Annotated in this window: 8 protein-coding genes and 1 pseudogene; 4 read left to right on the forward strand and 5 right to left on the reverse strand. The window is 60.3% G+C overall.

The window, feature by feature from the left end; all coding sequences use genetic code 11:
- Positions 1 to 6 precede the first annotated feature (6 nt).
- Positions 7 to 2,541, reverse strand: a complete 2,535-nt coding sequence (locus BT116_RS05545; protein WP_072340905.1) for a Tc toxin subunit A — start codon at positions 2,539 to 2,541, stop codon at positions 7 to 9.
- A 240-nt stretch (positions 2,542 to 2,781) separates the two neighbouring features.
- On the opposite strand from BT116_RS05545, the gene BT116_RS31360 reads away from it, so the two are divergent.
- The gene (locus tag BT116_RS31360; protein ID WP_025211697.1) at positions 2,782 to 3,009 is read left to right on the forward strand and encodes a FitA-like ribbon-helix-helix domain-containing protein; all 228 of its coding nucleotides are present in this window, start codon (positions 2,782 to 2,784) and stop codon (positions 3,007 to 3,009) included.
- Between the two features lie 123 nt (positions 3,010 to 3,132).
- On the opposite strand, the gene BT116_RS31745 is transcribed toward BT116_RS31360, so the two are convergent.
- Together BT116_RS31745 and BT116_RS31750 are read right to left on the reverse strand one after the other, a co-directional pair.
- Entirely contained in the window at positions 3,133 to 3,996 is an 864-nt protein-coding gene (locus tag BT116_RS31745; RefSeq protein ID WP_371914351.1) for a methyl-accepting chemotaxis protein, read from the reverse strand.
- Positions 3,997 to 4,038: 42 nt separating this feature from the next.
- A pseudogene (locus BT116_RS31750) lies at positions 4,039 to 5,052 on the reverse strand (methyl-accepting chemotaxis protein); the annotation flags it as partial.
- Between the two features lie 238 nt (positions 5,053 to 5,290).
- On the opposite strand from BT116_RS31750, the gene BT116_RS05560 reads away from it, so the two are divergent.
- Positions 5,291 to 5,998, forward strand: a complete 708-nt coding sequence (locus BT116_RS05560) for a lipopolysaccharide core heptose(II)-phosphate phosphatase PmrG (RefSeq protein WP_072340911.1) — start codon at positions 5,291 to 5,293, stop codon at positions 5,996 to 5,998.
- 8 nt (positions 5,999 to 6,006) lie between these two features.
- Complete coding sequence (locus BT116_RS05565) at positions 6,007 to 6,855, forward strand: phosphatase PAP2 family protein (protein WP_072340914.1); 849 nt, start codon at positions 6,007 to 6,009, stop codon at positions 6,853 to 6,855.
- 152 nt (positions 6,856 to 7,007) lie between these two features.
- Here the strand turns inward: BT116_RS05565 and katG are convergent, their stop codons facing one another.
- Entirely contained in the window at positions 7,008 to 9,272 is a 2,265-nt protein-coding gene (katG, locus tag BT116_RS05570) for a catalase/peroxidase HPI (protein WP_072340917.1), read from the reverse strand.
- A gap of 356 nt (positions 9,273 to 9,628) precedes the next feature.
- Between katG and BT116_RS05580 the strand changes: the two genes are divergently transcribed.
- A complete protein-coding gene (locus BT116_RS05580) occupies positions 9,629 to 10,219 on the forward strand; it encodes a hypothetical protein (RefSeq protein WP_072340920.1) in 591 nt (196 codons plus the stop codon).
- A gap of 50 nt (positions 10,220 to 10,269) precedes the next feature.
- Here BT116_RS05580 and BT116_RS05585 read toward each other — a convergent pair whose 3' ends face one another.
- On the reverse strand, positions 10,270 to 11,784 hold the full coding sequence (locus tag BT116_RS05585) for an ABC transporter substrate-binding protein (protein WP_072340923.1): 1,515 nt from the start codon (positions 11,782 to 11,784) through the stop codon (positions 10,270 to 10,272).
- Positions 11,785 to 11,802 lie beyond the last annotated feature (18 nt).

The raw sequence follows: 11,802 nt of genomic DNA on the forward strand, positions 1-11,802 counted from the left end.
GACGTGTCAGTGGCAGGCCGCGATCAGCGCTTCACCGACGCTCCTCCAGTCCGATGTCTCGCTGTCGCTGTTGAGTGCGGTTGCCTTGAGCAGCAGGCTGGCCGACAGCCCGGTGTGCTGGCAGCACGCCTGGCAGCGCATGATCCAATCCACGGCTTCCATGGACTGGGCGCGTTTGTGTTCCAGTTGTGCGGTCAGGCAACTGACTTCGTCAGTGCTCCAGTCCAGCAGGCTGGCCAGCAGTTTATTGGCTTCTTCGCCTGTGCCTTGCGGCGTGTCCTGGTTGGCAAGCTGCAAGTAATGCAGCAGGTGTTCTTCTGACCGGGCCTGATGGTGGGCACAGTGACTGAAGCGTTCGAGTAGATACAGGGTTTGAGGTGTCAGCGTTCCCGTGCTGCCTGCGGCCAGCCAGGTTGGGTTATTCATCAATTGCCGCAGGGTGCTGCTGCTCAGGTGCAAACCCTTGCACGCTTGGGCCGTGCGCAATACCGTCGCCAGCAATGCAGGCATTTTCCCAGGGGCGCTCTCGATGGCCGCGACAACCATCGTTGCATGGGTGTCGGCCATTCGCATCACGCAGGGGAAGTACTCCGCAGACAAGTCGGCAAGGTCGTGCAGCAAGGTCTCCACCACGTGCCGGTCTCCGCTCGGTTGGGGCTCTTGCGCCAGCAGTATCGACAGTCGTTTTTCCAGGCTCTTGTTCATTGGCACGTCGTCTTCGACAACCTCGAACAGACGACACCATGACGCGACATCCCGGTTGTCTTGCTTGAGCCAGTCGACGGCCCAATCCAGCGCCATCAGTACATCGAGAATGTCGGGTTGTGAGACGTGCGAAGTACTCAATGCCCCTGTCACCAACGCTTTGCAGAAATCCTCCCCGCCCAGTAAGTGGGCCAGCGCCGTGCATTCGAAGGGAGAGAGCCCAAACATCCGGGCGATACGGGCCTGGCGGTAGAGTGACGAGACCGTGGATAAATCGTGTTTAAACGAAGACAGGTATTTTTCGGTTTGCTTCGTTAGCAACAGCAGCGAATCTTGCGTCATGGGAAGTCCGAGGCCCGCACTGAGATAGCTGAAGGTTTTCAGGTCCGTCGTGACCAGGTCTTCCACCTGCGGGTGTCCGAGCAATTGGTTTCGATTGAACACCTGGTCAAACAAGGGCACCTGCTGGCCGCAAGCAGCAATCGGCATGTCGTGCAGTAACGACGCAAACTCTTGCGGTGCGATGCCGTGGCGTTGGTTCAGGTAGCGATAGACCCCCAGGGTGCGCAAGGTATTGGTGTTGAGCGTCATCGTCGTGTTGCCTTCCGAGCGCAAGGCATTGACGATCAGCGTGTCCAGTTCGGCAACGGGAATACCGGTCCAGCGCTGCAATCGGATCATTCGCTGCATGCGGGCGAACCGTTCGCGAGATGCATGGATGACGGTGTCCGTGGATTTGAGAGTCGTCAGGGTGGCTGTCGATTCCGGCCCGTTGATGTAAGCGGCTCCATAATTGTTGGCATGAATCGAGGGGGGGCTCTCGGTCGAGGTTCGCGGGCTGTAGGCACCTTGTGCCAGCAACTGCTCGACCTGTTCCGTGGTCAGCCCGGTGCGCTCCTTGAAGAACGAAAGATCGTGGAGGCGATTGGGGTTTTCAGTGCCGTAGCTTCTCTTCAGGACGTCAAGGTCCAGGTCTGAACTGGCCGGCGCGAGCAGGATTTTCTGTTGCTCAGGACTGAGCCCGGACAACAATCTTTGCGCCTCGACATGGGATTGCGAAACACGCCCGTAAGGTGAATCCCCTGGTGAAAACGGAAGTTTCAGGCTCACCCGATAATTCAATTCGCCCAGCACCGGTTTGTTTGCGCCCAGCCCCAACAGGCACTGGTGATGATGCAGGTCGTAGGGCAGCGAGAAGGGGTAGTGTTCGCTGGCCAGGACCTGGTGGACGGTCTTGTCGCTCGTTGCCAGATGGGCTTCGATCGCGCTGCGCAAGGTGTCATTGACGATGTCCAGCATTGGCCGCGCAACGAAGGCACTTTGTTGATCGAGCATCAGCCCCTTGAGGTCCGGTCGTCGTTGCTCCAGAGTGATTTTGTCGGTTGATGGGGAGGCGTTTTCCAGCTGGCCGGCAAACAGATACAGCGCCCGCAGATAGGCCACGGGCGAGTCGATGGCAGCGATGTCACCTTCCTTGCAGAACTGATCCCAATGCTCGTTGAACAGCGCTTGATAGCTGACGGACGCCGAGGTTGAGTCCGAACCCAGGCTGCGCCGGGCACGTCGCCGAGTATCGCTGGGTGATATCAGGTGCTCCTGATACAGGCGACTGACCTGCCCGGCATAGCTGGCGGCATTGTCATAGACCTGCCCGGCATCCACGTCGGTATGCTTGCCCAGTTCAAGGATGAATTGCGCCTTGCCCATGCGCATGACGTCGAAGACCGACGTCAATCCCATGCGCTGCAGGGCTGTCCTGAAATCGGCCTGGGCGTTGTCATCGCCGATTGGGGCCTCGATGAGCCGGTGCAACAGTGAGTCGTTGCTTGCGTCCATGTGCTGTCTATCTCCTGTTCGAACGGAATGTGCGGTCCAGGGGAAACCGTACAGGAGCGTGGGACAAAAGGCGGTAGGACGAGAGGGGGTGGGTTTTGTACGAAAGGGCGATGCGTTGTCTGGATCTTGGTTGAGCGGGAGTTGATACAGTCGTTATGGATGAGTGTGTAACAGTGACTGGACAAGTCGAGGGAGGGTGACCTAGCGTGCAATTCATGTGGAACTGATTACGAGGACGCTATGGCCTGCATCACAATTCGAGACCTTGATGATCAAATCGAGGAACAACTGCGTATCGCAGCGGCGCGCAACGGTCATTCCATAGAGGAAGAGGCACGGTTCATACTGGAGCGAGCCCTTGCGATGGGTAGTCCTCAGGGAGGATTGGGTAGTCGTATCCGAAACAGGTTCAGTGCCTTGGGCGGTGTTGAATTGGATCTGCCCCGTACAGAGCGCACGGCGCTCTGATCGCAACCCGCAATACCAAAGACTTCAAGTTCCCAGGCGTTGAAGTCATCAACCCCTGGAACCCTTGAGCAAAGCCTTCACGCGAAACGCCCATTGCCAATTGGAAACGGGCGTTTCTCATGATCAAACCCTGAAGTGACTCACCATCATCTGCAACTGATTACCCAACCGCGCCAGTTCCACACTGGAAGCAGCGGTTTCTTCGCTGGCGGCGGCGGTCTGTTCCGAGACGTCGCGCACGTTGATGATGCTGCGGCTGATTTCCTCGGCCACGGCGCTTTGCTGCTCGGCGGCAGCGGCGATCTGCTGGTTCATCGACTGGATGTTCGACACCGTGCGGGTGATGTTTCCCAGTGATTCCCCAGCCTTGCGAGTCAGGGCCACGCTGCTGTCGGTGAGGTTGCGGCTGTTGTTCATCACGGCCGCCACTTGCTGGGTGCCATTCTGCAAGCCGGCCACCAGGCCTTCGATTTCCTCGGTGGATTTCTGCGTGCGCTGGGCCAGGCCACGGACTTCGTCGGCGACCACGGCGAAACCCCGGCCGGCTTCACCGGCGCGGGCCGCTTCGATGGCTGCGTTGAGGGCCAGCAGGTTGGTTTGCTCGGCCACGGCCTTGATCACGTCCATGACGCTTCCGATCTTGTCGCTTTCCTGTTGCAGCACGGTCATGGCGTCGGTGGAGCGAACCACTTCGCTGGCCAGCCGTTCGATCTGGGCGATGGCTTCACTGACCACCTTGTCACCGGCACGGGCTTCGCCGTCGGCTGCGGCTGCGGCCTGGGAGGCTTCTTCGGCGTTGCGTGCCACTTCCTGCACCGTGGCGGTCATTTCGTGCATGGCGGTCGCGACCTGGTCGGTCTCGACTTTCTGGCTGTTGACCCCGGCGCTGGTCTGCTCGGTGACGGCGGACAGCTCTTCGGCGGCGCTGGCGATCTGGGTCACACCATCGCGGATGCCGCTGATCAGGTCGCGCAGGGTCACGCCCATGCGCGCGATGCCTTGTTGCAGCACGCCCAGCTCATCGCGACGGGTCACAATGACGTTGTGCGACAGGTCGCCACCGGCAATGCGCTCGACGACGGCCAGGGTGTCGCGCAGCGGGCCGGTGATCTGGCGAGTGATGATCACGGCTGCAATGACGCCGACCAGCAATGCCAGCAGGGTGCTGACCAGTTGCAGGGTGCGCGCCTGGGCACTTTCGGCGTCGCGGCGGTCGAGTTGGATCTGGTACAGCTGTTCGCTCAACGTCACGATTGACGCGCCTTGTTCCGTCATTTCCTTGCGTGCCTGCACCGCGTCGGCGGTGGCCAGCTTGAAGGCCTGCACGGCGCTGCGGTATTGGGCCAGGGTGGTTTCCAGTTGGCGCAGTTCATCCTGGCGGGTGCTGGAGAAGTGCTCGTTCAGCGGCTTGAGCGACGCGATGGCGGCGTCCAGCTGGGTGACAGCCTTGCGTTCGGTGTCGGCGTTGCTGTTGGCGGTGTAGCCGCGCACTTCATAGCGGGCCAGCATGAAGTCCTGCTTGGCCTGGGTGATGGCCTGGAACTGGGCGAAACGCTCGTCGCCGGCGCCCATTTTCCGAACGTCCGAATCCAGGGTCTCGATCAGCTTGTAGGCTATCTCGGCGTTAGCGCCCATGGCATCGCGGGCAGTATTGCCCGTGCGGTAGGCGCTGCGCATTTTGTTCAGGGACACCTGGTAGGCGTTGATGACTGCGCTCTGCTCCTTGAGCAACTTGACGTTTTGCGGGCTCTTGAAGCTGCTGAGCAGGGCGTTCTGTTGCGCCACGAAACCATCGAGGGTGGTCTGCACATTTTGTGCGGCGGTCTCGTCACCGTTGGTCAGCATGTATTGCAGACGGGTGACGCGAAGCTTGGTCAGGCCGGCGTTGAGCTGGGTGATGTCGCTCATCCAGTTGCTGCGCTGGATCAGTCCACCCAGGCTGGTCCAACTGGTCAGGGCCAGCAGGCAAGTCAATACCAGCACCAGGCCGAAGCCCAGGCCCAATTTCATGTTGACGCTAATGTTGCCAAACCAGCTATTCATCAAATTCCTCCAGGAACGTTGTGCTGCTTGATCGTCGGTACGCTGGAAGATTGTTGTTGTTAAGAGCCAGCAAGAGCATGTAACAGGGCTGTATCGGCGGGGAGGGCAAGATCTGTAAGTTTTTTTCCGGGTATCTGTGGGAGCAAGCTTTGCTTGCACCCCAAGCTTTTTTTCACATCTGTTTCACCGCCTGCCTACGTCGGCCTCTCTACTGTCGCGCCATCGAATGACTGGGTGGATGCCGTCGGGGCGGCTTGATGTGGAACTGAGACTGAGCCTTTTCGGCGTAACGCGCTCGATCGATACGCGGCGCTTTGCCCGCTACCAAAACGCTGTGGTCGTGCTGGCTTCGGCGCTGCTGGTCATTCCATTGACGCTCTGGCTGCTCAGCCCGGCGGCGATACCGGACCTGGCCCACGGCAACATCGCCGGCGCCCGGGCCTTGGCCGATGGCTGGGCCAAGGGTGAGATGATCGTGTTGGTGCGTCACGTCGAACGCTGCGATCACTCCAAGGCCGCGTGCCTGAATGATCGCGAAGGCATCACTGACCGGGCCCGTGCCGTTGCGGTGGGCCTGGGGGCGCGGTTCGAGCAACTGGGCCTGGATAACGCCGACCTCTACAACAGCCCTCTGGTCCGTGCGACCCAGACGGCGGGCTACATGTTCAACAAGGTGAGTGCTGGCGACGACTGGCTGATCAATTGCCGCCACGACCTTCTGCGCAATGCCCTGGCCCACAAGGTCGCCGGGCGCAACCTGATCCTGGTCACCCACAGCGAATGCATGCAGGCATTGGAAACCGCGCTCCACCGGCCCACTTCGACGTTTGGCTACGGCGCTTCGCTATTCGTCTCCACCGCCCAGCCACAAGCACCGCAGTTGCTTGGTTTTATCGAAGCCTCTGACTGGCGCTCGGTGGCTTCCAGTAACCTTTCCCACGATTAGGACCGACCATGCTGACGTCTGCTCGCGCCCGTTTCTACGGGCTCAATCTTGGAATTCCCCTGGTCTGCGCCTTGGTGGTGTTCTTACTGTTCGACATGACTCGCATCGACATCGCCTTCAGCAATTTATTCTACGACCCGCTGCACCAGGTCTTTCCCTTGGAGCACGTGCGGCTGTTCGAGAAAATCACCCATAAGTGGGCCAGGATCATCCCGAACTGGACCGGCGAGGCGGCGATTATCGGAGCGCTGTTGTCGTTTGTCTGGCCGATCTTCAAACCGGAAAAACGCCCTGGGCTGCTTCGCCTGCTGGATAAGACCCGACTGAGCAAACCACTACGTTTTGCCCACAAACATCGGCGCGACTTTCTCTACGTGGTCTTCGCCTTTTCCCTCAGCACCGGGGTGATCCATTACCTCAAGGGCCACACCAGCGTTTACTGCCCGGTGGAAACCACCCAGTACGCTGGCAAGATCGAGCACAAGGAATGGTTCCAGAATTTCGAGCTGCTGAAAGTCGCCGGTGACGGTCGCTGCTGGCCCGGCGGTCATGCGTCCGGCGGCTTTACGATGCTGGCGCTGTATTTCGTTGCCCGCCGTTACCGCTGGCGTCATTCGAAAGCCTTGATGCACGGGGCGCTGGCCCTGGGGTTTGTCTACGGCACGACGCGGGTCCTGCAGGGCTGGCATTACATGTCCCACACGTTCTGGGCGGGGATTTTTGTCTGGTTGAGCTGTTGGCTGATGGCGTTGCTGTTTTATGGGCGCGCGGCTTTGGAGCAGCCCGTGTTGAAACCACCGCGAGCGATGCAGGCGGCTGCCGTGCCTGCGTCGGGCAATGCACATTCGTCAGCCTGAATGCCAGGCGAAAAAAAGCCCGCTGGGAGAGCGGGCTAAAACCTTAGTTTCTTGAATGAGCGAGGCGACTGTACCCAATCACGCGGGGGCGTGGGGTGAAGAAAAGTTCATGAGGCCAGCTCCTTGCCAGACCTCATGCCCTTGTACGCTGCTCACCTGAGATCAAACCGATCCAGGTTCATCACCTTGACCCACGCCGCGATGAAGTCCTTGACGAACTGCCCCTGGGCATCCGGGCTGGCATAGACCTCAGCCAAGGCCCGTAGCTGGGCGTTGGAGCCGAAGACCAGATCGACGCGCGTGCCGGTCCATTTGACCTGGCCGGTCTTGCGGTCGCGGGCCTCGAAGGTTTCCTGGGTGTCGGAAAGGGCTTTCCATTCCACGCCCATGTCGAGCAGGTTGACGAAAAAGTCGTTGCTCAACGTTCCGGGCCGTTGGGTAAAGACACCGTGCGCCGTGTGGCCGACGTTGGTGTCCAGTACCCGCAGGCCGCCAATCAGTGCCGTCATTTGTGGGGCAGTGAGGGTCAGCAGTTGTGCTTTGTCGATCAACAAAGCCTCGGCGGACACGCGGTACCGGCCCTTGAGGTAGTTGCGAAAACCGTCGGCGATGGGCTCGAGAAAACCGAACGACTCGACGTCCGTCTGCTCCTGGCTCGCGTCCATGCGTCCCGGCGTGAAGGGTACCGTCACGCTGAGCCCGGCATTTTTCGCGGCCTGTTCAATACCGGCGCTGCCAGCCAGCACGATCAGGTCCGCCAGAGAGATTTTCTTGCCGTCGGCTTGGGCGGCATTGAACTCGTTCCGAACCCTTTCCAGGGTCGCCAGCACTTGGGCCAGTTGTTCTGGCTGGTTGGCCGGCCAATCTTTCTGCGGGGCCAGGCGCAGGCGGCCACCGTTGGCACCGCCGCGTTTGTCGGAGCCCCGGAAGGTGGAAGCCGCGGCCCACGCTGTAGACACCAGCTGTGAAACCGTGAGCCCCGAGGCCAGTAGCTTGCCTTTGAGGGCGGCGATGTCGCCGTCGTTGACCAGCGGATGGTCGACCGTCGGGATAGGGTCTTGCCACAGCAGTTCTTCGTTGGGCAGTTCCGGGCCGAGGTAGCGTGAGAGCGGGCCCATGTCGCGGTGGATCAGCTTGAACCAGGCGCGGGCGAAGGCGTCGGACAACTGGTCCGGGTTGGCCAGGAAGCGCCGGGAGATTTTTTCGTAGATCGGGTCGAAGCGCAGCGCCAGGTCGGTGGTCAGCATCGTTGGGTTACGCCGTTTGGCCGGGTCGTGGGCATCGGGAATGATGCCCGCGCCGGCACCGTTTTTCGGCGTCCATTGGTGCGCGCCTGCAGGGCTCTTGGTCAGTTCCCACTCGAAACCGAACAGGTTCTCCAGGTAGTTATTGCTCCAGCGGGTCGGGGTGGTGGTCCAGGTGACTTCCAGGCCACTGGTGATGGTGTCGGGCCCCTTGCCGGTGCCGAAGGTGCTCTTCCAGCCCAGGCCTTGCAGCTCCAGGCCCGCGGCCTCGGGCTCGGCGCCGACATTGTCCGCAGGGCCTGCGCCGTGGGTCTTGCCGAAGGCGTGGCCGCCGGCAATCAGTGCCACGGTTTCTTCGTCGTTCATCGCCATGCGGGCAAAGGTTTCGCGAATGTCCAGCCCGGCGGCGACCGGGTCCGGCTGGCCCTCGGGGCCTTCCGGGTTGACGTAGATCAGCCCCATCTGCACGGCGGCCAGCGGGTTCTCCAGGTTGCGCCCCTCGTCGGTGCGGCTTTCTTCGTTGCCGGGCTCGGCCACCAATTGGCCTTCGCCGGGGTCTTGCATGGCGGCTTTGTCGGGCTTGCCGTAGCGAACATCGCCCCCCAGCCATTTGTTTTCCGAACCCCAGTAGACGTCTTCATCCGGCTCCCAGACATCGGCGCGGCCACCGGAAAAACCGAAGGTCTTGAAGCCCATGGATTCCAGCGCGACGTTGCCGGTGAGGACGATCAGGTCAGCCCAGGAGATATTGCGGCCATATTTCTGCTTGATCGGCCACAGCAGCCGACGCGCCTTGTCGAGGCTGACGTTATCGGGCCAGCTGTTGAGCGGTGCAAATCGCTGCTGGCCGGAACCCGCCCCACCGCGCCCATCACCGGTGCGGTAGGTGCCCGCACTGTGCCAGGCCATGCGGACAAAGAGCGGTCCATAGTGGCCGAAGTCTGCCGGCCACCAGTCCTGCGAGTCGGTCATCAGTGCATTCAGGTCTTGTTTCAAGGCCTGGAAGTCCAGGCGCTTGAACGCTTCTGCATAGTTGAAATCCTCGCCCATCGGGTCGGACAGCGAGGAGTGCTGGTGCAGGATCTTCAGATTCAGTTGGTTTGGCCACCAGTCGCGGTTCGTCGTGCCACCGCCAGCGGCGTGATTGAACGGGCATTTCGATTCGTTTGCCATGAGAAGCTACCTTTGGTCGTATTCATCCAGCTATCCAGCCCGGCGAGGCTTCGAATAGCGACAGGCGAAATACACAGGGCGCAGGGCTCACAGTTCGCTCAACTGATCATGTTTGGCCACGCTGCAATATCTAATTGCTAGCACGGTGGCCCACGGCAAGCCCAGTACGTTTCTGAACGCTTCGTATCTCTTTGTCAGGTTTCACGGGCCGGATTACACCAGCCTGAATTCAGGCTAGTCCTGCTTTGCCAGATAGCTAATAGGCGCAGTATTAACGGTCGATAGGGATAATCTTTTATCGAAGCCAAGCGGCGAGGCAGATGATATGAATGGCGCCTGCCGTGACGGACCCAATAATGAACAAATGCCCGCGCAGCACGGCCTTCCACGAAGCGGGTCATGCCCTGGCCTTTTGGTGGAACGGTCAACCGATAAAACGCATCACCGTGCGTACCAAGGCGGAAGCCTGCACGGGACCTCTGTTCGACCTGCGCGGCAACCCTCAATACGCAGAAGGGTTGGTGGAAGCTGACTACCTGGTCGCGCGCCCGGCCTTCGACGCCCCGGGGATCGCTGAATTCCTGCCCTCGATGGTCGATGCCATTGAACGTGACCTGCTCCATTGCTTCGCGGGGCCAGTGGCCGAAGCGGTCTACCGGCACCGCCGGTCCGACCGGTTGATCAGGGGCAGCGGCCGCGGTGACCTGGACCGGGGGCATGAATTGATCAGCCTGCTACCACCGCGCAAGCTGCTCGACGCCCAAGCCCAGGCCATCGCCCGCTGCAGTTGCCTGGTGCACCGTTACTGGCCGGCGGTCAGCGCCGTGGCGGGCTTTCTGCAAGAGCACGGCACGGTTGAAGGGAACGCCGTCACAGCGCTGCTGTGCGAGATGACCGGGGAGCGGCCGATGTTGCTTGGCCATCAAGTGGCAAGCCTCGATTCGTGATCAAGGCGTTGCCACTGGCCCTACCCGACTCGGATGAAAGCCACTACTCGCTAGCGCTTCACTGTTTCCTCAAGAGAGAAGCGCCCCAGTGGGTTTTGTTGGAAGTGCTCGATGTTCTTGCGCGAAATATTGATGTACGGGCTGTAGTAGAGATCGATCCAGTTGACGTCCTGCTTGGCGATCGCCTGAAGGTCGGTATACATCTGCTTGCGCTTGGTCGGGTCCACTTCTACCCGCGCCGCCGCCACCAGATCCTTGACCTTGTCGTTCTTGTAGCGGGTCATGTAGTTCATGTTGGTGTCATGTCCCAGGACGAAGGTGGTCTTCTGGTCCGGGTCGAGGATGTCGTTGGTCCAGTACATCACGGACAGATCGTAATCGCCGTCGATCAGCATTTGCCAACTCTGGGTTGGGTCGACTTTCTGCAAGGTGGCTGTCACGCCAACGGCTGCGAGCTGTTGCTGGACCAGCACGGCGATCTGCTCGTCGGCTTCATTGCCCGCATTGACCACATAGTTGAGCTTCAGGCCTGAGGCGCCTGCATCCGCCAGCATTTTCTTGGCTTTTTCCGGGTCGTACGGGCGCTGCAGATTATCGGCATTGTGATAAAGCGCGCCTTTAGGGATGTAGGAATAAGCCACCTGGCCATGGCCGAAGGTCACGGTATCGACCAGGGATTTCTTGTTGATCGCAAGGTCCAGGGCCTGACGTACTTCAGGCTTGCCCAGCAGTCCGTGCTCATGGTTGATCAGCAGATGATCCTCGCGGGTGGAGGGGTCCATGTGTACGACCAGGTTGGGATCTTTCTTCAGGGTTTCGACGCGCGAGAAGGGCACGAAGATCGCCGAATCCAGTTCACCGGCCTGTACCTTCAACATCCGCGTATTGTCATCCGGGATGGAGATCCATTCCACGCCATCCAGGCTCACCTTGTCGGCCTGCCAGAAGTTGGGGTTCTTCTCCAGCACCACGCGATCACCGCGTAGCCACTCCTTGACGATAAAGGCGCCAGAGGCAACGGGGTCCTGGGCATAGGCTTGCTCACCCATTTTCTCCATGGCCTTTTGCGACAGGATGGAGACGTTGGGCAACGCCAGCTGCGCGAGGAAGGGCACTGAAGGGCTCGTGAGTGTCACCACCAGTGTCTGCGGGTCGGTTGCCTGGGCCTTGTCGATAATCTTGTAGGAGTCGCTCCACAGCGACCCTTTGTTGTCGCGGATGCGCAACAGACTGAACGCTGCATCGCTGGCGGTAATCGGTGAGCCGTCGGAGAACTTGGCCGAGCGTAGTTTGAAGGTATAGGTCATGCCATCGTCGGAAACCTGCCAGCTTTCGGCCAGCCCCGGTACCAGCTTGGTGCCGGTGTTGTCGACGCGCACCAATACGTCGTAGACATTGGAGAACACCCAGTTATCACGGTTCTGCGCGCTTTTGATCGGGTCGAACGTCGTACTTTCTTCCCGACAACCGATGGTCAGCACGCCTGCTGCCTGGGCGACACCGGCCGCCAGTGTGCAAACGGTCAACGTCGCGGCGGTCAGCAACTGCAAATGTTTCGATCGCATGGTCAAACTCCCTATTGA

The organism is Pseudomonas sp. NFACC16-2 (assembly GCF_900119205.1).
GTDB lineage: Bacteria > Pseudomonadota > Gammaproteobacteria > Pseudomonadales > Pseudomonadaceae > Aquipseudomonas > Aquipseudomonas fluorescens_Q.